This window comes from Streptomyces cellostaticus (assembly GCF_023630175.1).
GTDB classification, from domain to species: Bacteria; Actinomycetota; Actinomycetes; order Streptomycetales; family Streptomycetaceae; genus Streptomyces; species Streptomyces cellostaticus_A.
Genome location: NZ_JALLIN010000023.1, coordinates 1 through 23777, shown reverse-complemented (window position 1 = coordinate 23777; position 23777 = coordinate 1). Strand labels below are relative to the sequence as shown.

The 23777-nt window shown below is 72.5% G+C and carries 20 protein-coding genes and 1 riboswitch; of the genes, 14 read left to right on the top strand and 6 right to left on the bottom strand.

The features are described 5' to 3' along the window. The first annotated feature begins 249 nt into the window (after positions 1–249). The 5 genes from MXD57_RS16330 to MXD57_RS16310 all read left to right on the top strand — a co-directional run bounded on the left by MXD57_RS16330 (position 250) and on the right by MXD57_RS16310 (position 4803). Complete coding sequence (locus tag MXD57_RS16330; RefSeq protein WP_250402178.1) at positions 250–771, top strand: CcdC protein domain-containing protein; 522 nt, start codon at positions 250–252, stop codon at positions 769–771. After that, entirely contained in the window at positions 768–1919 is a 1152-nt protein-coding gene (locus MXD57_RS16325; protein ID WP_250402177.1) for a sensor histidine kinase, read from the top strand. The genes MXD57_RS16330 and MXD57_RS16325 overlap by 4 nt, the downstream gene beginning before the upstream one ends. Next, the gene (locus MXD57_RS16320; RefSeq protein ID WP_250402176.1) at positions 1916–2596 is read left to right on the top strand and encodes a response regulator transcription factor; all 681 of its coding nucleotides are present in this window, start codon (positions 1916–1918) and stop codon (positions 2594–2596) included. The genes MXD57_RS16325 and MXD57_RS16320 overlap by 4 nt, the downstream gene beginning before the upstream one ends. Before the next feature lie 162 nt (positions 2597–2758). Beyond that, positions 2759–3214, top strand: a complete 456-nt coding sequence (locus MXD57_RS16315; RefSeq protein WP_374114705.1) for a DUF485 domain-containing protein — start codon at positions 2759–2761, stop codon at positions 3212–3214. Continuing rightward, the gene (locus tag MXD57_RS16310; protein WP_250402174.1) at positions 3211–4803 is read left to right on the top strand and encodes a solute symporter family protein; all 1593 of its coding nucleotides are present in this window, start codon (positions 3211–3213) and stop codon (positions 4801–4803) included. The genes MXD57_RS16315 and MXD57_RS16310 overlap by 4 nt, the downstream gene beginning before the upstream one ends. Positions 4804–4863: 60 nt before the next feature. On the opposite strand, the gene MXD57_RS16305 is transcribed toward MXD57_RS16310, so the two are convergent. Beyond that, a complete protein-coding gene (locus MXD57_RS16305) occupies positions 4864–5556 on the bottom strand; it encodes a response regulator (RefSeq protein ID WP_250402173.1) in 693 nt (230 codons plus the stop codon). A 158-nt stretch (positions 5557–5714) separates the two neighbouring features. Between MXD57_RS16305 and MXD57_RS16300 the strand changes: the two genes are divergently transcribed. The 3 genes from MXD57_RS16300 to MXD57_RS16290 all read left to right on the top strand — a co-directional run bounded on the left by MXD57_RS16300 (position 5715) and on the right by MXD57_RS16290 (position 8601). Continuing rightward, positions 5715–6530, top strand: coding sequence for an ABC transporter ATP-binding protein (locus tag MXD57_RS16300; RefSeq protein WP_250402172.1), 816 nt, complete (start codon positions 5715–5717; stop codon positions 6528–6530). Further along, positions 6520–7383 carry an ABC transporter permease gene (locus MXD57_RS16295; RefSeq protein ID WP_250402171.1) on the top strand — a complete coding sequence of 288 codons (864 nt, stop codon included), beginning with the start codon at positions 6520–6522 and terminating at the stop codon, positions 7381–7383. Before MXD57_RS16300 ends, MXD57_RS16295 begins: the two co-directional genes overlap by 11 nt. A 162-nt stretch (positions 7384–7545) precedes the next feature. Further along, entirely contained in the window at positions 7546–8601 is a 1056-nt protein-coding gene (locus tag MXD57_RS16290; RefSeq protein WP_250402170.1) for an ABC transporter substrate-binding protein, read from the top strand. 18 nt (positions 8602–8619) lie between these two features. On the opposite strand, the gene MXD57_RS16285 is transcribed toward MXD57_RS16290, so the two are convergent. The 4 genes from MXD57_RS16285 to MXD57_RS16270 form a co-directional block, all read right to left on the bottom strand. Continuing rightward, positions 8620–9300: a response regulator gene (locus MXD57_RS16285; RefSeq protein WP_250402169.1), complete on the bottom strand. Its 681-nt coding sequence runs from the start codon at positions 9298–9300 to the stop codon at positions 8620–8622. Next, positions 9297–11006, bottom strand: a complete 1710-nt coding sequence (locus MXD57_RS16280; protein ID WP_250402168.1) for an ATP-binding protein — start codon at positions 11004–11006, stop codon at positions 9297–9299. Before MXD57_RS16280 ends, MXD57_RS16285 begins: the two co-directional genes overlap by 4 nt. A gap of 79 nt (positions 11007–11085) precedes the next feature. Further along, complete coding sequence (locus MXD57_RS16275) at positions 11086–12027, bottom strand: sucrase ferredoxin (RefSeq protein WP_250402167.1); 942 nt, start codon at positions 12025–12027, stop codon at positions 11086–11088. 78 nt (positions 12028–12105) lie between these two features. Continuing rightward, entirely contained in the window at positions 12106–13371 is a 1266-nt protein-coding gene (locus tag MXD57_RS16270) for a citrate synthase (RefSeq protein WP_250402166.1), read from the bottom strand. Positions 13372–13483: 112 nt separating this feature from the next. Here MXD57_RS16270 and MXD57_RS16265 point away from each other — a divergent pair, with 112 nt between their 5' ends. Both MXD57_RS16265 and MXD57_RS16260 read left to right on the top strand, forming a co-directional pair. Then, complete coding sequence (locus tag MXD57_RS16265) at positions 13484–14647, top strand: citrate synthase/methylcitrate synthase (RefSeq protein WP_250402165.1); 1164 nt, start codon at positions 13484–13486, stop codon at positions 14645–14647. Between the two features lie 295 nt (positions 14648–14942). Further along, positions 14943–16025 (top strand): CobW family GTP-binding protein, encoded by a 1083-nt coding sequence (locus MXD57_RS16260; RefSeq protein ID WP_250402164.1) that lies wholly within the window; start codon positions 14943–14945, stop codon positions 16023–16025. Positions 16026–16052: 27 nt separating this feature from the next. On the opposite strand, the gene MXD57_RS16255 is transcribed toward MXD57_RS16260, so the two are convergent. Further along, complete coding sequence (locus MXD57_RS16255; protein ID WP_250402163.1) at positions 16053–18509, bottom strand: DNA gyrase/topoisomerase IV subunit A; 2457 nt, start codon at positions 18507–18509, stop codon at positions 16053–16055. Positions 18510–18791: 282 nt separating this feature from the next. On the opposite strand from MXD57_RS16255, the gene MXD57_RS16250 reads away from it, so the two are divergent. The 4 genes from MXD57_RS16250 to MXD57_RS16235 all read left to right on the top strand — a co-directional run bounded on the left by MXD57_RS16250 (position 18792) and on the right by MXD57_RS16235 (position 23665). Then, entirely contained in the window at positions 18792–20186 is a 1395-nt protein-coding gene (locus MXD57_RS16250; protein WP_250402162.1) for a M16 family metallopeptidase, read from the top strand. Beyond that, entirely contained in the window at positions 20183–21571 is a 1389-nt protein-coding gene (locus tag MXD57_RS16245) for a M16 family metallopeptidase (RefSeq protein WP_250402161.1), read from the top strand. The genes MXD57_RS16250 and MXD57_RS16245 overlap by 4 nt, the downstream gene beginning before the upstream one ends. 264 nt (positions 21572–21835) lie before the next feature. Beyond that, positions 21836–21999, top strand: a riboswitch (cyclic di-AMP (ydaO/yuaA leader). A 12-nt stretch (positions 22000–22011) separates the two neighbouring features. Then, positions 22012–22767, top strand: a complete 756-nt coding sequence (locus tag MXD57_RS16240; protein WP_250402160.1) for a M23 family metallopeptidase — start codon at positions 22012–22014, stop codon at positions 22765–22767. A 202-nt stretch (positions 22768–22969) separates the two neighbouring features. Beyond that, complete coding sequence (locus MXD57_RS16235) at positions 22970–23665, top strand: GntR family transcriptional regulator (RefSeq protein WP_250402159.1); 696 nt, start codon at positions 22970–22972, stop codon at positions 23663–23665. Positions 23666–23777 lie beyond the last annotated feature (112 nt).

Sequence of the window (23777 nt, the reverse complement as noted above, 5' to 3'; positions counted from 1 at the left end):
CCAGAGAGGACCGGACGACCGGGGCCGCGTGGTTCTCCATGGGGGCAGCCCGGCCGGAACCGGCGTCCCGTCACGGGTGCGGAACGGCCGGCCGTGCCGCCACTCCACCCACGGGTGGAGACGAGCCCGCCCGCCGACTCCACCCGCGATCCACCTCCGCGCCGATCTCCCGACCGGCGGTCTTCCGTAGCTTCGTTGGTGTCGGCGGCACCCGCTCCCGGCACCATCTCGTCGCTCACGGAGGCAGGCATGTCCGGGTTCGCCGACGCACTGGTGATCGTGGCCGTCGCAGCCGTGGTGATCGTGCGGCAGTTCCGCGCCCGCGCGATCGACACGGACCGGCGCTGGTGGCTGCTGCCCGCGATCCTCGCGGTGGTGGCCCTGCGTGAACCCGGCACACTCGACGACCATCACCCCGCGGCCTCGGCCGCCCTGCTCGCGGTCGAACTGATCACCGGTGTGGTCACGGGCGCCGGCTGGGCCTGGACCACACGGATCTGGACGGCGTCGGACGGTGCCGTGTGGACCAGGAGCACCAGGGCCGGTGCCGTCGTCTGGCTCGTCGGCATGGCCCTGCGAGGCGGTGTCCACGCCCTCGGCGTCGCGTCCGGCGTGCACCAGGAGGGCTCGGTTCTGATGCTGGGCCTCGCCGTCACGCTGCTGGTGCGCGGCGGGATCCTGGCCTGGCGGGCACAGTCCCTAGGCACCTCCGGCCGCCCCGTCCCCGCGTACGGTCGCGGCATGCGGCTCGCCTGGAAGGAACGCGTGTGACGGACAACGCCCTGACCCGCTGGCCGACCCGTGAGGCGCTCGGCCGGGCGGGCATCAGCAGGCCCCGGCGGATGCTCGCCCGGGCGATCCGCTTCCTGGTACTCGCTCTGCTGCTGTGGGGCGCTTTCAGTCATAGACACCTCGGCGTCCGGGGCGCGCTGGCGGCCGCGGCGGGAGTCCTGCTGGCCGCCCTCGTCTCCTGGGCGTTCTTCCACACCACCTATGAGCACCGGCTGGTGCCTTCGCTCGCCCTCATGGCGGTGCTCCTGGGGATAGCGGTAGCGGCCGAGGCGACCGGGTTCACGGGACCGGCGCTGGTGATCTGGTGCGGCTGCGGGGTCTCGGCCCTGGAGCGGCTTCCCCTGGGGGCCGCGCTGCCCGTGACGTCCGTGGCGCTGGCCTCGTTCTCCGCGTTCAACAACGACGTGTGGCTCACCACGGCCGCCACGGTGGCGGGCATGGCCCTCGCCGGATACGTGCTGCGGCTCGACGCGGAGGCCCGCGGCAGCGCACAGCGGCTGCTGGCCCAGGAGCGGGCCGCCCGGGCCGCCGAGGCGGAGTCGGCGGCGCTGGCCGAACGGGCGCGGATCGCCCGGGAGATCCACGACGTGCTGGCCCACAGCCTCTCGGCGCAACTGGTCCACCTCGAGGCCGCCCGGCTGCTGATCGAGCGCGGAGCGGAGCGGGACCAGATCCTGGAGCGGGTGGTGGCCGCCCGGGGCATGGCCCGCGACGGCCTCGCCGAGACCAGGCAGGCGCTGAGCGCGCTGCGGGGCGAGCTGACCCCGCTGGAGGAGTTCCTGAACGGGCTCGTCACCGCGGCCGACGGCGCGGATGTCACCGTCACGGGTGAGCGCAGACCCCTGCCGGCCGAGGCGTCGCAGGCCGTGCGACGGGTCGCGCAGGAGGCGCTGACGAACGTCCGCAAGCATGCCCAGGGAGCCAGGGTGGAGCTGCGGCTCGACTACGGCGAGCACGAAGTGACGCTGGGCGTACGGGACTCCGGTGGCCGTCCGGGCGAACTGACGGGTTCCGGTGGCGGGTACGGTCTGCGGGGGATGCGGGAGCGGGCCGAGCTGCTCGGCGGTTCGCTCGACGCGGGACCGGAGGAGGAAGGGTTCGTGGTGACGCTGAAGGTGCCCGTATGACGGAGACGAGCGGGAGGAAGCCCGCGCGGGTCGTGGTCGCCGACGACCAGACCGTGGTCCGGGAAGGCATCGTGATGCTGCTGGGCCTGCTGCCCGGGCTGGAGGTGGTGGGGTCCGCCGGAGACGGCGAGGAGGCGGTCCGGCGGGTCGCCGAACTCGCCCCGGACGTCGTGCTGATGGATCTGCGGATGCCGCGCTGCGACGGGGTGGAGGCCACGCGCCGGATCCGGTCGGAGTACCCGGGGACCCAGGTGGTGGTGCTCACCACGTTCGGGGACGACGAGTCGCTGTTCCCCGCGCTGCACGCGGGGGCCCGCGGATATCTGACCAAGGACGCGGGCGGCGACGAGATCGTGCGGGCCGTGGAGAGCGTTCTGTCAGGAGAGGCGGGACTGGCGCCGAGCGTCCAGCGACGGCTGCTGGAGAGGCTGTCGGAGCCCGCGCCGGCGCCCGCCGTGACCAAGCCGCCCGACGGGCTGACCGCACGGGAGGCCGAGGTCCTCGTGCTGATCGCCGAGGGGCTGAGCAACCAGGAGATCGCCCGCCGGCTGCACGTCTCCACGGCGACGGTGAAGACCCACATCAACAATCTCTTCGCCAAGGCGGGCCTCAAGGACCGGGCGCAGGCGGTGCGTTACGCCTACGCGAAGGGGCTCGTGCGGCCTCCCGGGAATTGAGTCACCTGATGGGGTGAAGCGTCCTGGGAAGAGAAGTCACGGATCTTCCCGGTCTGTCCATCCTTGAGTATGCAGTCAAGTGAGGGCCGTGCCCGGGGAGCCGGGGACGGTGCCGGGAATGCGGCCGGCAATCACGAGGACCACGGCACGTCTTCTTGCGAGGTGAGGTACGAGGATCCCTGGTACGACACCCTGGCGTCCGGCCGGGGGGAACGGGACGGCACCGGCACGCCGGTCCGGGGTGTACCGGCCGCGCGAGGAGAGCGGGACCCGGTGGCGGTCCGCGCCCGCGACGTCTACCTCGAGGTGCAGCGCAGCGAGGCGTTCCAGGAGGTGCGAGGCCGGTACCGGAGGTTCGTGGTGCCGGGCGTCGCCGCCTTCCTCGTCTGGTACGTGGCATACGTGGTCGCCGCGACGACCGCTCCGGGGCTGATGTCCAGGCCGGTGGTGGGGGCGGTGAACGTGGGAATGCTGGCCGGGCTGGGGCAGTTCCTCAGCACCTTCCTGCTCACCTGGGGCTACGCCCGGCATGCTCGGCTGCGCCGGGACCGGCTCGCACTCGAACTGCGCTGGGACACACAAGAACTGACCCGTGGAGCCAGGGGAGGCGCCTCGTGACCGGCGGAAACCAGACACTGGCACTGCTGCTGTTCAGCGGGTTCGTGGCCGTCACGCTGGCGATCACGACATGGGTGAGCCGCAGACGGCACGGCTCCGTGGAGGAGTTCTACGCCGGAGGGCGGTTGTTCTCCCCGCTGGAGAACGGCCTCGCGGTCTCGGGCGACTACGTGTCGGCCGCCTCGTTCCTCGGGGTCACCGGGCTCATCGCGCTGTACGGCTACGACGGGCTGCTGTACGTGGTGGGCTTCTTCGTGGCCTGGCTGGTGGTGCTGTTCCTGGTGGCGGAACTGGTACGCAACTGCGGCCGGTTCACGCTCGCGGACGTGGTCGCCGGGCGGATGAGCGAGCGGCCGGTGCGGATCGCGGCGGGAACCGCCTCGGTCACGGTGTCCGTCCTGTACCTGGTGGCCCAGATGGTGGGCGCGGGCAGCCTGGTGGCAGTGCTGCTGGGACGCACCAGCGGGACGGCCCAGGCGTGGACGGTCATCGCGGTCGGCGCCCTCATGGTGACCTATGTGTCACTGGGTGGGATGCGGGCCACCACCTGGATCCAGATCGTGAAGGCGGTCCTGCTGCTCAGCGGCACGGTCGCGCTGACCGTGCTGGTGCTGGTGCGTTTCCACGGCGACCTGGACCGGTTGCTGGTCACGGCGGCCGAACGCAGCGGCCACGGTGACGCGTTCCTGGCGCCGGGGCTGAAGTACGGCGGGAGCTGGACCGCCCGCCTCGACTTCATCAGCCTGGGCCTCGCCCTGGTGCTGGGCACGGCAGGGCTGCCGCACATCCTCTCCCGCTTCTACACCGTGCCCACCGCGCGCGCCGCCCGCCGCTCCGCGGTGTGGTCCATCGGGCTGATCGGCGGCTTCTACCTGATGGCGATCGTGTTGGGCTTCGGGGCCGCCGCCGTGGTGGGACCCGAGGCCCTGCGCCGCTCCAACGCGGCCGGGAACACTGCCATGCCGCTGCTCGCCCTCGATCTCGGCGGAGGCGTCGGCTCCACGGGCGGGACGGTGCTGTTCGCGGTGGTGGCCGCCGTCGCCTTCGCGACGATCCTCGCGGTGGTCGCCGGAATCACCCTCGCCTCCTCGGTGTCCGTGGCCCATGACCTGTACGCGTCGCTGCGGCGTCGGCACACCAGGGCGCGCGGCGAGGTCGCGGTGGCCCGTGTCGCGGCCGTGGGCATCGGCGTGGTCGCGATCGCGCTAGGTCTGCTGGCCCGCGACCTGAACGTCGCCTTCCTGGTCGGACTCGCCTTCGCCGTGGCCGCGTCGGCGAACCTGCCGGTGCTGGTGTACTCGCTGTTCTGGCGTTCCCTGACCACACGCGGTGCCGTGTGGTCCGTGTACGGCGGGCTGATCCCGGCTCTGGTGCTGGTGCTGCTGTCCCCGGTGGTGTCCGGCAGTCCCGGTTCGCTGTTCCCGGACATCGACCTGCAGTACTTCCCCCTGCAGAACCCGGGCGTCGTCTCGATCCCGCTGGGCTTCCTGGCCGGCTGGCTGGGGACGGTCACATCGGACGAGGCCGCCGACGAGGCCGGGTACGCGGAGACCGAGGTGCGGTCGCTGACCGGCGCGGGCGCCGTGTAGCAGGCGCGTAGGGCCGCGCGGGATCATTGTGCGGGCGCGGCGCGACACCGTGGCCCGCGCTCACGGCGCCACCCACGCGTACCGGTGCTCCGGGCGGCCGGTGTCGCCGTACCTCAGGGAGAGGCTGAGACGGCCCGCCTGTTCCAGGTGGCGGAGGTAGCGCTGGGCGGTGGAGCGGCTCAGCCCGGTGCGCGCCGCGACCTCGTGGGCGGACAGCGGCTGGTCCGCGCCGTGCAGCACGTCGCAGATGAGGTCCGTGGTGGGTTCCGAGTGGCCACCGGGCAGGCCCGGTGCTGACGGCGTCGCCGAGGTGCGCAGTGCGCCGAAGATCCGGTCGACCTGCTCCTGGCCCGTCAGCCCCCGGCCGCCGACCCGGTCGACGGTGCGGCGCAGGGCCGCGTAGGAGTCCAGGCGGGTGCGCAGGGCGGCGAAGGTGAAGGGCTTGATCAGATAGTGCAGGGCGCCCAGGCGCATGGCCTGCTGGACGGTCGAGACGTCGCCGGCCGCCGTGATCATGATGACGTCGGTGCCGTGGCCCTGCTCCCGCATGCGGTGCACGAGTTCGAGGCCGGTCCGGTCCGGCAGGTAGTGGTCGAGCAGAACCAGGTCGACGGCGCCGCGTTCGAGGGCCGCCAGAGCCTGCGCGGCGCTGTGCGCGCGGGCGGCCACCCGGAAACCGGGAACCTTTCCCACGTACTTGGCGTTTATCTCCGCGACGCGGAAGTCGTCGTCCACGACGAGGACGTCAATCATCGGGCCTCTCCTCCAAGGCCGGCGAGCGTTCAGCCCGTGTTTCGGCTCCGCAGTTGTAACGCGAGCAAAACGAGCACAACAGGTGCTTGCGAGCAAAAGAACGGCATGCGCTCACAAGACTGCTGTTGTGGCCGGGGCCACATCTACCGTCCCGGGCCATGAGCACAGACACCAGCCCCGCCATCGAGCTACGGGGCGCGAGCAAAACCTTCAGGACCCCGTCGGGGGGACTGCACACGGCCGTGTGCGGCCTTGACCTCACCGTGCGGCGCGGCGAGTTCGTGGCCGTCGTGGGGCCGACCGGCTGCGGCAAGTCCACCACGCTGACCCTGGTCAGCGGCCTGGAGGAGCCCAGCGAGGGCGAGGTGCTGGTGGCCGGGGAGCCGGTCGACGGCGTCGGTGACAAGGTCGGCTTCGTCTTCCAGCAGGACGCCACCTTCCCCTGGCGGACGGTGCTCTCCAATGTGATGGCCGGCCCCCGCTTCCGGGGCGTGCCCAAGGCGGAGGCCAGGCAGAGGGCCCGAGAGTGGCTGGCCCGGGTCGGTCTCGCGGCCTTCGAGGACCGCTATCCGCACCAGCTCTCCGGCGGCCAGCGCAAGCGCGTCGCCCTGGCCGCCACCTTCGTCAACGACCCGGAGATCCTGCTGATGGACGAGCCGTTCTCGGCGCTCGACGTGCAGACCCGGGCGTTGATGTCGGACGAGTTGCTGGAGCTGTGGGAGGGCACGGGCGCCTCGGTCGTCTTCGTCACCCACGACCTGGAGGAGTCCATCGCGCTGGCCGACAAGGTCGTCGTGATGACCGCGGGGCCCGCGACCGTGAAGCAGGTCTTCGACATCGACCTGCCCAGGCCGCGCAAGGTCGAGTCGGTCCGCCTCGAGCCGCGGTTCATCGAGATCTACCGCGAGATCTGGGAGTCCCTCGGTGAAGAGGTCCGCATCACCCGGGAAAGGGGTGCCGCGCATGTCGCCTGAGGTGCTCAGCACGCCGGTCGTCGACACGGTGAGGAATCCGGGCCGCGCGCGGTCACGGGCTCAGGCCGCCCGCAGACGCAAGGTGGTCGTCAACGCCGCGCGAGCGCTCCTGCTGGTGGCCGTGCTCGGTCTGTGGGAGGCACTGTCCCGGGCCGCCGTCATCGATCCGTTCAACTTCTCCATGCCCTCGAAGATCTGGGACCAGATCAGCAGTTGGGTGACGCACGGGACCGCCCAGGGCTCCCTGGGCGAGCAGATCTGGTACACGCTGCACGAGGCGCTGCTGGGCTGGGCCATCGGTGTCGTCGCCGGTGTGGTGTTCGGCATCGCCCTGGGAAGGATCGCCTTCCTCGCCGATGTCCTCGGCCCGTACATCAAGGTCCTCAACTCCCTTCCCAGGATCGTCCTGGCCCCGATCTTCGTGATCTGGTTCGGCCTGGGCCCCGCCTCCAAGGTCGCGTCGGCCGTGGTGCTGGTGTTCTTCCCGGTGTTCTTCAACGCCTTCCAGGGCGCCCGCGAGGTCGACCGCAACCTGGTCGCCAACGCCCGGATCCTCGGGGCGAGCGACCGGAAGGTGACGCTGCAGGTGGTCGTCCCGTCGGCGACGTCCTGGATCTTCACCAGCCTCCACGTCAGCTTCGGCTTCGCCCTCATCGGCGCCATCGTCGGCGAGTACATCGGCGCCACGAAGGGCATCGGACTGCTCGTCGCCGCCTCCCAGGGCACCTTCAACGCCGCGGGGGTGTACGCCGCGATGGTCATCCTCGCGGTCGTCGCGCTCCTCGCCGAGGGTCTGCTGACCTTCGCCGAACGCCGTATCTTCCGCTGGAAGCCGGCGAACTCCGACCGCTGAGCCGAGCCGCCGGGCGCCGTCCCGCGCCGCGGCACTCCACGACGCCTCCTGCGCCCCACGGCCCTCTCCCGGCACAGCCCTCCTTCCTCCGTCCCCCTTCTCCAGCCCGCTCCCCGCACGGCCCTGTCCCCGCACAGCCCTCTCACAAGGACGTGAACCCGCATGCGCAAGACCGCCAGATACGCCTCGCTCGCCGTCTCCGGCCTGCTCGCCCTGTCCTCGCTCACCGCCTGCGCCAACGACGCGGCGAGCAGCACCTCGGCCGCCGGCGGCAAGGGCGACGGCAAGGGCACGAAGGTCAAGATCATGGTCGGCGGCCTGGACAAGGTCATCTATCTGCCGGCCATGCTCACCCAGCGCCTCGGCTACTTCGACTCCGAGGGCCTGGACGTGGAGCTGCTCAGCGAGCCCGCCGGTGTCCAGGCCGAGACCGCGCTCGTCTCCGGTCAGGTCCAGGGCGCCGTCGGCTTCTACGACCACACCCTCGACCTGCAGACGAAGGGCAAGGCCGTGGAGTCCGTCGTGCAGTTCTCGCACGCCCCCGGCGAGGTGGAGGTCGTCGCCGCCGGGAAGGCGGCGGACGTCACCTCGCCGAAGGACTTCAGGGGCAGGAAGCTCGGTGTCACCGGCCTCGGTTCCTCCACCGACTTCCTCACCAAGTACCTCGCGGTCAAGAACGGCGTGAACGTCAGCGAGTTCACCCCGGTCGCCGTGGGAGCCGGCCCGACGTTCATCGCGGCGCTGCAGCAGGGCTCGATCGACGCCGGCATGACCACCGACCCGACCGTCGCCACCATCCTCGACAAGAAGGCCGGGAAGATCCTCCTCGACATGCGCACCCCCGAGGGCTCCCGGGAGGCGCTGGGCGGGCCGTACCCGTCGTCCAGTCTGTACATGCGCACGGACTGGGTGAACGGGCACAAGGAGACCGTCCAGAAGCTGGCCGACGCGTTCGTCAGGACGCTCAAGTGGATGTCCACCCACAGCGCCGCGGAGATCGCCGCCAGGATGCCCGCCGACTACTCCCAGGGAGACCGGACGCTCTACGCGGACGCGATCAAGAGCACGCTGCCGATGTTCACCAAGGACGGCGTGATGCCGGAGAACGGTCCCGAGACCGTCGAGAAGGTCCTCAAGGCGTTCAACCCGAACATCAAGAACGCCGAGGTGGACCTGGAGAAGACCTACACGACCGAGTTCGTCGAGGCCGCCGGGTAGCACCCGCGATCCACCCGCTCAGGGGCGGGTCGCCCACACGTAACGGTGTTCCGGGCGGCCCGCGCCGCCGTACCTCAGCGTCAGCCGGGCCCGTCCGGTCCGCTCCAGGAGCTTGAGATGGCGCTGGGCGGTCTGCCGGCTCACCCCGGTCAGCGCTGCGGTCTCCTGCGCGGACAGGGCGCCTTCGGCCCGCATCAGGGCCCGGCGCACCAGCTCGGCGGTGGTGGGGGAGTGCGACCGGGGCAGGTCGGGCTCGGACGGCGCGGACAGGGCACCGAAGACACGGTCCACCTCGGCCTGTTCGGCCTCACCGCCGCCGTCCAGCGTCCGGCGCAGCCGGGCGTACCCCTCCAGCCTGGCCCGCAGCCCCATGAACCCGAACGGCTTCACCAGGTACTGCACAGCACCGTGGCGCATGGCCGCCTGCACGGTCGAGACGTCCCGCGCGGCCGTCACCATGATGACGTCGGTCGGGTGCCCGCGCCGGCGCATCTCCTGGACCGCCGCGAGCCCGGTGCCGTCGGGCAGGTAGTGGTCCATGAGGACGAGGTCGACGCGGGGCAGCGCGGCCAGCAGGCGCAGCGCCCCGGCCGCGCTGTACGCCTCGCCGGCCACATGGAAACCGGGCACCTTCTCGACGTAGGCGGCGTTGACCCGGGCGACGCGGGTGTCGTCGTCCACGACCAGGACCTCGATCACCGTGCCTCCTCCCCGGCGGGGGCCGGCGCGGCGGCCGCGGCCGTCCCGGACACGCCGGGCCCCGCCGGGGCGGACTCCCGATCCGGTCCGTTCAGCGCGTCGGTGAGCGCCTCGGGCAGCACGACGGTGAACTCCGCGCCGCCGCCGTCCGCGGCGCCCACCGTCGCGCCACCGCCCTGCCGTTCGGCGAGTCGGCGCACCAGCGGAAGACCCAGGCCCCGCTTGCCGTGCGCGGGCGGTTCCTTGGTGGACCAGCCGTCCGTGAAGACGAGCTCCCGCTGGTCCGCCGGGATGCCGGGCCCGGTGTCGCGCACCCTCAGCACGACCGTGCGGCCCTCGGTGCGCAACTCGACCTCCACGCGCGCGTGCGGGGTGGCGGCGACCGCGTCCAGCGCGTTGTCCACCAGGTTGCCCACGACCGTCACGAGTCCTCGCGGGTCGACGAGCCGGTCCGGGAGCCGGGTGCGCTCCGACACCCACAGGGCGACCCCGCGCTCGGCGGCGACGGTCGCCTTGCCGACCAGCAGGGCGGCCAGCAGCGGGTCCTGGATCTTCTCGGTGACCTGCTCGGCGGTGACCCGGTGGTCCCCGACGACCTCGCCGACGAACTCCACGGCGTCGTCGTACATCTCGAGCTCGAGCAGGCCGAGCAGGGTGTGCATGCGGTTGGCGTGCTCGTGGTCCTGCGCGCGCAGCGCGTCGATCAGACCACGGGTGGAGTCGAGTTCACGGCCGAGCTGCTCCAGCTCGGTGCGGTCGCGCAGGGTGGCCACGGCGCCCCCGTCGTCGGTGGGCATGCGGTTGGCGACCAGCACGCGCTGCCCGCGCACCGTCAGCAGATCGGTGCCGGTCACCCGGCCGGCCAGCACGTCCGCGGTGCGGCCCTCGCCCAGTGCCTCGTCCAGCGACTTGCCGACGGCCTCGTCGCCGAGGCCCAGCAGCCGCCGGGCCTCGTCGTTGAGCAGGCGGATACGTCCGCCGCGGTCGAGCGCGACCACGCCCTCCCGGATGCCGTGCAGCATCGCCTCACGCTCGGCGAGCAGGGCCGAGATGTCGGAGAAGGCCAGGTCCCTGGTCTGCCGCTGCACCCGGCGGGAGACCAGCCAGGCGGCCAGGGCGCCCACCGCCAGGGCCCCGCCCGCGTATGCGAACAGGCCGGGTATCGCGGCGAGCAGCCGGGCGCGCACACTGTCGTACGCGATCCCGACCGACACCGCGCCGATGATCCGGTGATCGGCGTCGTACAGCGGCACCTTCCCGCGCGCGGAGCGGCCCAGGGTGCCCTCGTCGATCCCCATGACGTCCCGGCCGTCCAGCGCGTCGGTGGGATCGGTGGAGACGGGATGGCCGATCTGCTCGGGAGTGGGGTGCGACCAGCGCACCCAGCGGCGGTCCAGCACCACGATGTACTCGGCGTTGGTGGCGTGCCGGATCCGCTCGGCCTCCCGTTGCACCGGGCCGTTCCTGCTCGGCGGGGTGGTCAGCACCCCCTCGGCGATCTCCGGGTCCTGTGCCGTGGTCTGGGCGATGGCCAGGGCCCGGCGCATCGCCTCCTGGTCGAGCTGTTTGCTCAGCGGTGCCAGGAACAGCCCGGTGGCGAGCACCGCGACCCCCGCGGCGACCGCCACCTGCATGAGCAGCACCTGCGAGAACACCCGTCGGGGCAGTCCGAGGCGCAGACGGCGTGCGGGGGGAGTGGGCCTCATGCCCACGACCGTACGTGGGCCGCCCGGCCCGGCCCCAGACGGTGTGGCACGGATCTCCCGGCCGGCACCGGGGCCGGGCTCAGCTCGCCAGCGCCGTCGTCCTCAGCTCGCGCACCGCGACCACGTCCATCCGCGCCGGCGCGCCGAGCACCGAGGCGCCGCAGCTCTCCGGGCGTGGCGGCAGCGACGCGCCCTGCGCCACCGAGACGCGCCAGCGGCGGCCGTCGGCATGGGCGACGACGACCTCCCAGCGGGGCGCCCCGCCCTCGGTCCGCACGACGTTCAGCGCCCCGGCCCGGAGCACCCCCGCCACCGAGCGCACGGCCAGCTCGGCGGCCTGGCCGGGCCGTTCCCAGGCGGAGCAGCCGCGGCAGCCGTCCAGTTCCACGCGCCCCTCCCGGACGCCGCGCAGGGCCGCCTCCACCGTGTGCGCCGTCACCCGGCCGTAGGCGTAGCCGTACGGCAGCACGAGCACCGTCGGTGAGAAGCGATGGCCACCCAGATGGGTGACCTCCCACACGCCGCGCACACCGGAGGCGGCCAGTTCCGCGGCGAGTGGACGGCCGAGGAGGGCGCAGCAGCGGTCGCGCTTGCCGTTGGTGCAGACGAGCGCGAGCGGATCCCCGGTGTGCGGCCCGCCGCCGAGTGCCGTGCCGAAGGAGCGGTGGTCGCCGCCGCCGAGCGCGGTGAAGTCGAGGTCGAGCAGCCGGCGCGGGTCCCGGGTGGTGGCGCTGTGCAGCCAGACGTCGCCCGGCACGGTGTGGGCCGCGTACACCCGCCGCGGTTCCGGGGTGCCGGGGTCGGCGTGCCGGCCGGGGCGCCGGACCAGTGCGACACGGACTCCGGTTCCCTCGGCGGCGGCCTCCAGGGCGCGGCCGACCACGGGGTCGAGATGGCTCGACGTGAGCGCCTTCGCGCCCCACGGCCCGGACTGCTCCAGCAGCAGCCACGTCGTCGCCGTGGCGGCCGTGGCGGAAACGGGCTCGTCGAGGTTCCGGGAGACGGTCGCGCACCTACTCACAGAGGCGAGCCTAACCTGACTCCTCCGGGGGCGACTTCCGGCCGGGCCGTGTCCGCCCCGGCGGCGGCACGGGCCGCCTCACCGCGGCAGGGGCTGCGGGGGGCGCGGGCCGACGTAGTGACCGCTCGGGCGCATGCGCAGCGGGCGTTCGCCGTACTCCTCCAGGGCGTGGGCGATCCAGCCCGCCGTACGGGCCACGGCGAAGATCGTCTCCCCGGCGGTGGCGGGCATGCCGCAGGAGGCGGTGAACACCGCGAGCGCCAGGTCTACGTTGGCGTGCAGCGGGGTGTGCCGGGCGGTGGTGGCGACGACGTCGCGGGCCGCGAGGAGCGCCGACCCGGCGTGCGGCACCTGCTCCAGGAGGCCGAACAGCACGCGCGCGCGGGGGTCTTCGCCGGAGTAGAGCCGGTGGCCCAGCCCGGGCACCCGCCGCCCCGCGCGCAGCTCGTCCGCGATCACCGGGACCGCGCTCCCCTGGTCCAGCACGTCGAGCAGCATCCGGTGGGCCAGGCCGCTGGCGGCACCGTGCAGCGGGCCCTCCAGGACGCCGAGCCCGGCCGAGACGGCCGCGTACGCGTGCGCGCGGGCCGAGGCGGCGACCCGGACGGCGAGTGTGGACGCGGCCAGGTCGTGGTCGGCGAGCAGGGCCAGGGCGGTGTCCAGGACGCGCAGCGAGGCCTCGTCGGGGCGGCGGCCGGTCAGCCGGTGCCACAGGCGGTGGGCCAGGGGGCCGTCGTCCTGGTCCGCGTGGTCGTGCCGGACGGGCGGCAGCGCGGCCACGAGCGTGGGGATGAGGATGCGTCCGGTACCCAGCACCGTCTCCTCGGCGAGGTCGAAACGCAGGGGGTCCTCGGCCGCAGCGGCGATGGCAGCCACCCGCAGCCGGTCGGCCGGTGAGGTGTGCTCCGGCAGGGCGTTCACGGCGCGGCGGGCGACCTCGACGGTGGTCTCCGGTGCGGCGAAGGTGGTGCCCGGGCTCAGCCGGCCCGTCCACAGCCACTCCGCGACCTCCTCGTAGGAGTGCCCGAGGGCCAGTTCCGTGGCGTCGACGCCACGGAAGTAGTAGCGGTCCTCCTCGATGAGGGTGATGCGGGTCCGCACGGACAGGTCGCCCCCGGAGCCCGGACTCCCCGCGGCCTCCCGGCGGTTGCGCCGGGCCAGTGCCTCGACATCCTTCGCGTCGAAGGTGCTGGAGCGGCTTCCGGGCCGCCGCTCGCTGCTGAGCAGGCCGCGGCTCACGTAGGCGTACACCGTCTCCGGCTTCACGCCGAGCACCTCTGCGGTCTCCCTGGTGCTCAGCCTTCGCCCGGGCCGCGGGCCGGGAGCGGGTTCGTGATCGCGCATGGGGTCACCGTAGCCGTCTCGTCATGTCGTGGTGCTTAGAGTTGATTCAATCAATATTGACAGTCATATAGTCAAGCATGGACAGTCGGATCAAGTACAAGAAGGAGACACCATGTCCGTCAACAGGACCGCACCCCGTGTCGAGGTACCGCGCGGGCTCGCCGGGGTCGTCGTCACCGACACCCGCGTCGGCGACGTCCGGGGAGTCGAGGGGTTCTACCACTACCGGCAGTACTCGGCCGTCGAACTGGCGCGCACCCGCGGGTTCGAGGACGTCTGGCACCTCCTGGTGCACGGGACCCTGCCGGAGCCCGGGCGTGCCGCGTCCTTCGCGGCCGAGACCGCGCGGCTGCGCCGGCTGCCCCGGGAGGTCCGCGCCGCCCTCCCCGCCGTCGCCGCGGCAGGCCGCGGCTCCGGGCCGCTGGCCGGCCTGCGCACCGCGCTGTCGCTGCTGGGCGCCGCGCGGGGGTTCCGTCCGGTCTACGACACGGACCCGGATCAGCGGCGTGCCGACACCGTGGCCGCCTGTGCGGCCGTGCCCACGCTGCTCACCGCGCTGTACCGGCTCGGCCGGGGCCTCGATCCCGTCGAGCCCCGTACGGACCTGCCCCACGCGGCGAACTACCTCTACATGCTCACGGGCGAGGAGCCCGACCCGCGCCGGGCCCGTGCGGTCGAGCAATACCTGATCTCAACCATTGACCACGGATTCAACGCGTCAACGTTCACCGCCCGGGTCATCGCGTCCACCGGCGCCGACGTCGCGGCCTGTCTCGCCGGGGCGGTGGGTGCCCTGTCCGGGCCGCTGCACGGCGGGGCGCCGAGCCGCGCGCTCGACACCCTGGACGCGATCGGAACGCCGGACCGGGCCGACGCCTGGATCAGGGAGCGGGTGCTCGCCGGTGACCGGGTCATGGGCTTCGGTCATGCCGTCTACCGCACGGAGGACCCCCGTTCGCGGATGCTGCGGGAGATCGCCCTCGGCTTCGGCGGCCCGCGCGTCGATCTGGCCGTCGAGGTCGAACGGCACGTCGAGGCGGTCCTCACCGAGCTGAAGCCGGGCCGCGAACTGCACACGAACGTCGAGTACTACGCGGGCGTGGTCATGGAACTGTGCGGTCTGCCCCGGGAGATGTTCACCCCCACCTTCGCGGCCGCCCGGGTGGTGGGCTGGAGCGCCAACATCCTGGAACAGGCGGCGGACCCGAAGATCATCCGGCCGGTGGCGCGCTACGTGGGCCCCCGGCCGCCCGTCGCGGTGCCGCCGGCACCCTGAGAACGAGGCGGACGTCCCGGCACCGTCCCGGCGCCCTTCTCGCTTCCCTCTTCCCCCGGGTCTCCCTTCCCTCTCCCGCGAGAAAATGGCCCAGGCGCCGACCGGGCACGACCGGGCGCCGACCCGACAACGCCCCGGCACCCGGTCGAGGGGCCCACGCGCGGTGTGGCGAGGTGCGAGCGGTCCGTCGCGTCTCCTGCCGCTCGTATCCTGGTCGCGCAGTCGATGCCCGCAGATCCCGTCGGCGCGCCGGGCCACGAGCCGGTGCGCGCGCCCGCGTCAGAGAGGTCGCCCGTTGGGGAACAGCCCGGCGAACAGCCGCAGCCCGCAGCAGATCCCGGTGATCGTGCTCGCCGGATTCCTCGGCTCCGGGAAGACCACGCTCCTCAACCACCTGCTGCACCACAGCGGAGGCAGCCGCATCGGGGCGATCGTCAACGACTTCGGCGCCATCGAGATCGACGCGATGGCGGTCGCCGGGGCCCTCGGCGACTCGACGGTCTCGCTCGGCAACGGCTGCCTGTGCTGTGCCGTCGACGCCGGCGAACTCGACGTCTACCTGGACCGGCTCGCCGCCCCCGCCGCGGGCATCGACGTCATCGTGATCGAGGCCAGTGGACTCGCCGAGCCGCAGGAACTGGTGCGCATGGTGCTGGCCAGTGAACACCCGGGGATCGCGTACGGCGGCCTCGTCGAGGTCGTCGACGCGGCCGAGTTCGACGACACCCGCGCCAGGCACCCGGAGATCGACCGGCATCTCGCCCTGGCCGACCTGGTCGTGGTCAACAAGCTGGACCGGGCGCCGGACGCCGACCGCGTGCTCGCGCTCGTCCGCTCGCTCACCGACCGTGCCGCGGTCCTCCCCGCCACCTACGGCCGCGTCGACCCGGAGTTCCTCTTCGACTGCAGGCCGAGCGAGGAGCGCATCGGCCAGCTCTCCTTCGACGACCTGCACGAGCACCCCGAGGACGGCCACGACCACGCCGGGCACCTGCACACCGGCTACGACAGCCTGTCCTTCACCTCCGTGCCGCCCATGGACCCCCGCCGGCTGATGAGCTTCCTGGACGGCCGCCCCGAGGGGCTCTACCGGATCAAGGGGCACGTCGACTTCGGTCCCCACGACACCCGCAACCGGTACGCCGTGCACGCCGTCGGACGGTTCCTGCGCTTCAGGCCCGAGCCCTGGCCGCCCGCCGGCCCCCGCCACACGCAGCTCGTGCTGATCGGCTCCGGCATCGACGCGGACGCGCTGCACGAGGCACTCGAAGCGTGCGGGAACGACGCCCCGGTCGCCGACGAGCACGGCATGTGGGGCGTCCTGCGCTTCGTGCCCGGCTCCGAGGAGGAGCCGGGCACGGAGACCTGCGGGGCGTAGCGGCCGCGGGGCGCGCGGCCGGGCGTCCTACGACACCGGTCCCGCGACCACCGCCACGGTCTTCGCCAGCGACGTGCCCGAGCCGTCGCGGCGCGGATCGGGCTCCGGCAGCTCCACCGGGGTGCCGTTCTTCTGCGCCGCCCGGGCCGGGACGGGGCCCGCCCAGGCCAGCGACAGGCAGTCCTCGCCCTTCAGGAACCGCTGGCAGCGCACGCCGCCGGTGGCCCGGCCCTTGCGCGGGTACTGGTCGAACGGGGTCAGCTTGGCCGTCGTCTGCACCGAGTCGTCCAGCGTGCCGCGCGAGCCCGCCACCGTGAAGACAGCCGCGTCGGCGGCCGGGTCGACCGCGGTGAAGGAGATCACCTTGGCGCCCTCGGTCAGTTTGATGCCGGCGATACCGCCGGCCGGACGGCCCTGCGGGCGGACGATGGACGCCTGGAAGCGCAGGAGCTGCGCGTCGTCCGTGATGAACACCAGATCCTCCTCGCCGGTGCGCAGCTCCACCGCGCCGACGATCCGGTCGCCCTCCTTGAGCGTGATGACCTCCAACTCGTCCTTGTTGGACGGGTAGTCGGGCACCACGCGCTTGACGACACCCTGCACCGTGCCCAGCGCCAGGCCGGGGGACGACTCGTCCAGCGTGATCAGGCAGACCACCGTCTCGTCGTCCTCCAGGGACACGAACTCCGCCAGTGGCGCACCGCCGGACAGGTTCGCCGTCGCCGCCTCGGGCAACTGGGGAAGGTCGACGACGTTGATCCGCAGCAGCCGGCCCGCCGAGGTGACCGCGCCGATCTCGCCGCGCGCGGTCGCCGGGACCACCGAGAGGATCACGTCGTGCTTCACGCGCTTGGCGCCGGCCGCCGCCGCGAAGGGGCGGTCGGTCGCCGTACGGGCCAGCAGGCCCGTCGAGGACAGCAGCACCCGGCACGGGTCGTCGGCGACCTGGAGCGGCACCGCGGCCACCGGCGCGCCCCCGGACTCCAGCAGGACCGTGCGCCGGTCGGTGCCGAACTTCTTGGACACGGCCGCCAGTTCGGCCGAGACCAGCTTGCGCAGTTCCGCGTCCGACTCCAGGATCCGGGTCAGCTCCTCGATCTCCGCCGTGAGCCTGTCCTTCTCCGCCTCCAGCTCGATGCGGTCGTACTTGGTGAGCCGGCGCAGCGGAGTGTCGAGGATGTACTGCGTCTGCACGTCGCTCAGCGAGAACCGCTCCATCAGGCGCTGCTTGGCCTGCGCGGAGTTCTCGCTGGACCGGATCAGCCGGATGACCTCGTCGATGTCGACGAGGGCGGTCAGCAGGCCCTCGACCAGGTGCAGCCGGTCGCGCCGCTTGCCGCGGCGGAACTCGCTGCGGCGCCGGACCACGTCGAAGCGGTGGTCGAGGTAGACCTCCAGCAGCTCCTTCAGCCCCAGCGTGAGCGGCTGGCCGTCGACCAGGGCGACGTTGTTGATGCCGAAGGACTCCTCCATCGGCGTCAGCTTGTAGAGCTGCTCCAGGATCGCCTCCGGCACGAAGCCGTTCTTGATCTCGATGACCAGGCGCAGCCCGTGCTCACGGTCGGTGAGGTCCTTGACGTCGGCGATGCCCTGGACCTTCTTGGAGTTGACCAGGTCCTTGATCTTGGCGATGACCTTCTCCGGGCCGACCGCGAAGGGCAGCTCGGTGACGACCAGGCCCTTGCGGCGCGCGGTCACGGTCTCGACGGCGACCGTCGCCCGGATCTTGAAAGTGCCGCGTCCCGACGCGTACGCGTCCCGGATGCCGTCCAGGCCGACGATCCGGCCGCCGGTGGGCAGGTCGGGACCCGGGACGTGCTTCATCAGCGCGTCCAGGTCCGCGTTCGGATGCCTGATCAGATGGCGGGCCGCCGCCACGACCTCGCGCAGGTTGTGCGGCGGCATGTTCGTCGCCATGCCGACCGCGATGCCCGAGGAGCCGTTGACCAGCAGGTTCGGGAAGGCGGCGGGCAGTGCCACCGGTTCCTGCTCCTGGCCGTCGTAGTTCGGCGCGAAGTCGACCGTGTCCTCGTCGATCGACTCGGTCATCAGGCTCGTCGCCTCGGTCATCCGGCACTCGGTGTACCGCATGGCGGCCGGCGGGTCGTCGTTGCCCAGCGAGCCGAAGTTGCCGTGGCCGTCGACCAGCGGGACGCGCATCGAGAACGGCTGCGCCATGCGCACCAGGGCGTCGTAGATCGACGAGTCGCCGTGCGGGTGCAGCTTGCCCATGACCTCGCCGACGACCCGGGCGCACTTCACGTAGCTCCGGTCGGGCCGCAGGCCCATCTCGTTCATCTGGTAGACGATCCGGCGGTGCACGGGCTTGAGTCCGTCACGGGCGTCCGGCAGGGCGCGCGAGTAGATGACCGAGTACGCGTACTCGAGGTAGGAGCCACGCATCTCGTCCACGACGTCGATGTCGAGGATCCTCTCCTCGTACGAATCGTCGGGCGGCGGGGTCTTCGTGCTGCGGCGGGCCATCGCTGCCGGCTCCTCCAGATTTCTGTTCGCTCGGGGTTGACGGATCTGACGCGGACCATTGTGGACCGCGGCACCGACAACCCGGGCCCCGACCCGGTCCCCCGCGGTGCGGCCCGGTGCCGGGAAGCACTCCCACGGCACGCGGGACGCAGGCTACGCGATCCGCTGTGGGCGTACGTCCGGCGGGAACTGCGCCGAGGCCCCGCACGCTTGCATACAGTGGCAGGACCGGCAGGAAAACCGCGGTTTCCATCAACCGCCTCCGCTCGCGAAGGGACGTACATGCCCATGGGTCACACGACCACGGCCGAGGCAGGCTCCGGGGGCCTGACAGCGACCGAGCACCGCCTGGCCAACGGTCTGCGCGTGGTGCTCTCCGAGGACCATCTGACCCCGGTGGCGGCGGTCTGCCTGTGGTACGACGTCGGCTCCCGCCACGAAGTCAAGGGGCGAACCGGCCTGGCTCACCTTTTCGAGCACCTGATGTTCCAGGGCTCCGGGCAGGTCGAGGGCAACGGCCACTTCGAGCTGGTGCAGGGCGCCGGCGGCTCGCTGAACGGCACCACGAGCTTCGAGCGCACCAACTACTTCGAGACCATGCCCGCCCACCAGCTCGAGCTCGCCCTCTGGCTGGAGGCCGACCGCATGGGCTCCCTGCTGGCCGCCCTGGACGAGGAGTCCATGGAGAACCAGCGGGACGTCGTCAAGAACGAGCGCCGCCAGCGCTACGACAACGTCCCCTACGGCACCGCCTTCGAGAAGCTGACCGCCCTCGTCTACCCGGAGGGCCACCCCTACCACCACACGCCGATCGGCTCGATGGCGGACCTGGACGCGGCCACCCTGGAGGACGCGCGCCAGTTCTTCCGGACGTACTACGCGCCCAACAACGCGGTGCTGTCCGTGGTCGGCGACATCGACCCGAAGCAGACCCTCGCCTGGATCGAGAAGTACTTCGGCTCGATCCCCGGCCACGACGGCAAGCCCGCGCCCCGCGACGGCGCGCTGCCTGAGGTCATCGGCGACCAGCTCCGCGAGGTCGTCGAGGAGGAGGTGCCGGCGCGCGCCCTGATGGCGGCCTACCGGCTCCCGCACGACGGCACGCGCGACGCGGACGCCGCGGACCTGGCCCTGACCGTGCTCGGCGGCGGCGAGTCCTCCCGCCTGTACAACCGGCTGGTGCGCCGCGACCGCACGGCCGTCGCGGCCGGATTCGGCCTGCTGCGGCTGGCCGGCGCGCCGTCGCTCGGCTGGCTGGACGTGAAGACCTCGGGTGACGTCGAGGTCCCGGTGATCGAGGCCGCGATCGACGAGGAGCTGGCCCGGTTCGCCGAGGAGGGCCCCACGCCCGAGGAGATGGAGCGCGCCCAGGCCCAGCTCGAGCGCGAGTGGCTGGACCGGCTCGGCACGGTCGCCGGCCGCGCGGACGAACTGTGCCGCTTCGCCGTCCTGTTCGGCGACCCGCAGCTCGCCCTGACGGCCGTCGAGCGCGTTCTGGAGGTGACCCCCGAGCAGGTCCAGGCGGTGGCCAAGGCCCGCCTGCGCCCGGACAACCGCGCGGTCCTCGTCTACGAGCCCAGGTCACCGGAGACCGTCGAGGACGCCGGTGTCCCCGAGGACCCGGAGGCCGAGGCGACCGTGGAGGGCCGACACGACAACGAGGAGACGGCCAAGTGAGCGAGCTCGCCCCGATGGACTTCCACCCGCAGCCGCAGCCGGGCGAGGCCAGGCCCTGGGCCTTCCCGGCCCCGGAGCGCGGCACCCTCGGCAACGGCCTGACCGTGCTGCGCTGCCACCGCCCCGGCCAGCAGGTCGTCGCCGTGGAGGTGCTGCTCGACGCGCCCCTGGACGCCGAGCCGTCCGGCCTGGACGGCGTCGCCACGATCATGGCGCGCGCCTTCTCCGAGGGCACCGACAAGCACTCGGCCGAGGAGTACGCCGCGGAGCTGGAGCGGGCCGGCGCCACGCTCGACGCGCACGCCGACCACCCCGGCGTCCGGCTCAGCCTGGAGGTGCCCGCCTCCCGGCTGGCCAAGGGCCTCGGCCTGCTCGCCGACGCGCTGCGCGCCCCCGCCTTCGCGGAGAGCGAGGTCGAGCGGCTGGTGCGCAACCGGCTGGACGAGATCCCGCACGAGATGGCCAACCCCTCCCGCCGCGCCGCCAAGGAGCTCTCCAGGGAGCTGTTCCCGGCCGCGGCACGCATGTCGCGCCCGCGCCAGGGCACCGAGGAGACGGTCGAGAAGATCGACGCGGCCGCGGTCCGCGCCTTCCACGACCGTCATGTCCGCCCCGCCACGGCGACCGCGGTCGTGGTCGGCGACCTCACCGGCACCGACCTGGACGCCCTGCTCGCCGACACCCTGGGCGCCTGGTCCGGCACCCCCGCCGAGCCGCGCCCGGTGCCGCCGGTGACCGCCGACGACACCGGCCGGGTCGTCATCGTCGACCGGCCCGGCGCCGTGCAGACGCAGCTTCTCATCGGCCGGATCGGCCCCGACCGGCACGACCGGGTGTGGCCCGCCCAGGTGCTCGGCACCTACTGCCTCGGCGGCACGCTCACCTCCCGGCTGGACCGTGTGCTGCGCGAGGAGAAGGGCTACACCTACGGGGTGCGCGCCTTCGGGCAGGTCCTGCGGTCCGCCCCGGACGGCACCGGCGCGGCGATGCTCGCCATCAGCGGTTCCGTGGACACCCCGAACACCGGTCCGGCGCTCGACGACCTGTGGAAGGTGCTGCGCACCCTCGCGGCCGAGGGCCTCACCGACGCCGAGCGGGACGTCGCCGTGCAGAACCTGGTCGGGGTGGCGCCGCTGAAGTACGAGACCGCGGCGGCCGTCGCGAGCACCCTGGCCGACCAGGTCGAGCAGCACCTGCCGGACGACTTCCAGGCGACGCTGTATCAGCGGCTCGCGGCCACCGGCACCGTCGAGGCCACCGCGGCGGTCGTCAGCGCCTTCCCGGTGGACGGTCTGGTGACCGTCCTCGTCGGGGACGCCGCACAGATCAAGGAGCCCGTGGAGGCGCTCGGCATCGGCGAAGTCACCGTCGTCGCCGCCGAGTAGCGGCCGGACGGCGTCACGCCCGCCATGGGGACCTCACGGCCGACGGGCCGTCAGGTCCCCATGGCGTACACGGTCCTTCCCGACCTTCCCGGTCTTCCCGAAACGGGTGAGCCGCCCTTGTCCGGATGCCCGAATTGGGGCGGTGACGGCCTGTCTGCCCTGTGGGATGCGCTACAAAAGCCCGGATCCGTTTGGGCGCCGGAGAGCGGGCCGCTTAGCGTCTTCCGGGCTGTCCGTCAGGCACTGCGCCGCGCCCGCGGCACCGGACAGTCATCGCCGAGTCCCCGTACGGCGCGAGCCAGGGGAGCCGGGGACCCATCGCAGTCCCTGGGGTGAATCGGACGCCCGCGCGTGAGCGAGGGGGTCCGTAGGAGACCTTCCTGCTCCGAACCCGTCAGCTAACCCGGTAGGCGAGAGGGAAGGAAAGGACCAGCCACTCCATGGCGTTCATGTGCGCCTCCGGGAAGCACCGCAAGCCCGGCCGCGTCAAGCGCACCACCGCTCAGGCGGCGGGTGTCGCAGCCCTCACCACCACCGGTGTCATCGGCACCCTCGCGGCCGCCCCGGCGTTCGCGGCGGACAAGCCCGTCGAGCAGACCGGCCTGACCCCGGTGATCAGTGTGAGCGACGAGGTCGCCGAGCAGATCGACGAGCAGGCCGCCGCCCAGCGCCAGGCCGCCGAGCGCCAGGCGGCCGAGGAGGCCGCGGCCAGGGCGGCCGCCGCCGAGGCGAAGAAGGAGCGCGAGGCCGCGGCGCGCGCGGCCCGTGAGGCGGAGCGCAAGCGCCTGAACGCCTTCGTCGCCCCGATCGTGCACTCGTACGTCTCCACGGCCTACCAGGCCAGCAGTTCCCTGTGGTCCTCCGGTTCGCACACGGGCATCGACTTCCACGCAGCCAGCGGCACCTCCGTGCACGCCGTCGGCGCCGGTACCGTCGTCTCCACCGGCTGGGGCGGAGCGTACGGCAACCAGGTCGTGATCCGGATGGCCGACGGCATGTACACCCAGTACGGCCACCTGTCGTCCATCGGCGTCACGGCCGGCCAGAAGGTCCTTCCGGGCCAGCAGATCGGCCTGTCCGGCGCGACCGGCAACGTCACCGGCCCGCACCTCCACTTCGAGGCCCGCACGAGCCCCGAGTACGGCTCGGACGTCGACCCCGTCGCCTACCTCCGCAAGCACGGCGTGCACATCTGAACCCCCCTGCGCACGGACACCCGAAAGCCCCGGCCCGCCGAGCCGGGGCTTTCGCCGTTTCCGGTGGGGCCCGCCGAGCCGGTCGGCCAAAAAATATGCATGGATTCCGGCCCGCCGTCGGAAATTCCGCTCCCTTGGAATAGAGTCACGGATCAACACGTCCATCGTCGGCGTTTCACGGGGATTAAGGCGGAGGTCGGTCATGAGTATTCCGGCGCACTCGGTGTGTACGGCGATCCGGGACGACATCGTCGCGGGCGTCCATGAGCGCGGCGGCCGGCTCACCGAGGAAGTCCTGGCCCGCCGCTACGGTGTCTCGCGCGTCCCCGTCCGTGAGGCCCTGCGCACCCTGGAGGCGGAGGGCTTCGTGGTGACCCGGCGGCACGCGGGCGCGTGCGTGGCCGAGCCGACCGAGCAGGAGGGCGCCGACCTGCTGGAGATGCGTGCCCTGCTGGAGCCGCTCGGCGCCGCCCGGGCCGCCCAGCGGCGCACCGAGGCCCATCTGAAGGTGCTGCGCGGCCTGGTCAGGCTGGGGCAGGAGCGGGCCCGGAGGGGCAACAGCGAGGATCTGCGCGCGCTGGGGGGCTGGTTCCACGAGACGCTCGCCCAGGCCTCGGGCAGCCCCTCGCTGGCGTCGGCGCTGACCCAGCTGAGACACAAGATCACGTGGATGTACGCGGTGGCGGCCCCGCCGAGCCCGGTGGACTCCTGGGCCGAGCACGGCGCGATCGTGGACGCGGTGGCGCGCGGCGACGGTGAGCGCGCGCGGGCGCTCACGGCGCTGCACACCGAGCGCGCGACGGTCGCGCACCGATTGCGTTTTCCCGGTGGAGAGTCCCGCGCGGACCGTGTGAGAACTTCGCAACATGCTGTAAACATGTCGGGCCCGCGGCATTAACACGAGCGCCGTATACAAAGAGGGGAGAAATTCGATGGCGGGGTATTCCGGCTGCCCGGATTTTCCGAGAGGCTTCATTATCCGGTGAAACGGCGGAGGCGTGGCCCCCCCG

What these genes read in the sequence shown, in the direction of transcription:
- MXD57_RS16255 (WP_250402163.1), bottom strand. Translation starts at nt 18,509, where the DNA reads ATGGCCCGCCGCAGCACGAAGACCCCGCCGCCCGACGATTCGTACGAG.
- MXD57_RS16235 (WP_250402159.1), top strand. Translation starts at nt 22,970, where the DNA reads ATGAGTATTCCGGCGCACTCGGTGTGTACGGCGATCCGGGACGACATC.
- MXD57_RS16330 (WP_250402178.1), top strand. Translation starts at nt 250, where the DNA reads ATGTCCGGGTTCGCCGACGCACTGGTGATCGTGGCCGTCGCAGCCGTG.
- MXD57_RS16320 (WP_250402176.1), top strand. Translation starts at nt 1,916, where the DNA reads ATGACGGAGACGAGCGGGAGGAAGCCCGCGCGGGTCGTGGTCGCCGAC.
- MXD57_RS16270 (WP_250402166.1), bottom strand. Translation starts at nt 13,371, where the DNA reads ATGCGCGATCACGAACCCGCTCCCGGCCCGCGGCCCGGGCGAAGGCTG.
- MXD57_RS16265 (WP_250402165.1), top strand. Translation starts at nt 13,484, where the DNA reads ATGTCCGTCAACAGGACCGCACCCCGTGTCGAGGTACCGCGCGGGCTC.
- MXD57_RS16300 (WP_250402172.1), top strand. Translation starts at nt 5,715, where the DNA reads ATGAGCACAGACACCAGCCCCGCCATCGAGCTACGGGGCGCGAGCAAA.
- MXD57_RS16305 (WP_250402173.1), bottom strand. Translation starts at nt 5,556, where the DNA reads ATGATTGACGTCCTCGTCGTGGACGACGACTTCCGCGTCGCGGAGATA.
- MXD57_RS16280 (WP_250402168.1), bottom strand. Translation starts at nt 11,006, where the DNA reads ATGAGGCCCACTCCCCCCGCACGCCGTCTGCGCCTCGGACTGCCCCGA.
- MXD57_RS16295 (WP_250402171.1), top strand. Translation starts at nt 6,520, where the DNA reads ATGTCGCCTGAGGTGCTCAGCACGCCGGTCGTCGACACGGTGAGGAAT.
- MXD57_RS16240 (WP_250402160.1), top strand. Translation starts at nt 22,012, where the DNA reads ATGGCGTTCATGTGCGCCTCCGGGAAGCACCGCAAGCCCGGCCGCGTC.
- MXD57_RS16250 (WP_250402162.1), top strand. Translation starts at nt 18,792, where the DNA reads ATGCCCATGGGTCACACGACCACGGCCGAGGCAGGCTCCGGGGGCCTG.
- MXD57_RS16290 (WP_250402170.1), top strand. Translation starts at nt 7,546, where the DNA reads ATGCGCAAGACCGCCAGATACGCCTCGCTCGCCGTCTCCGGCCTGCTC.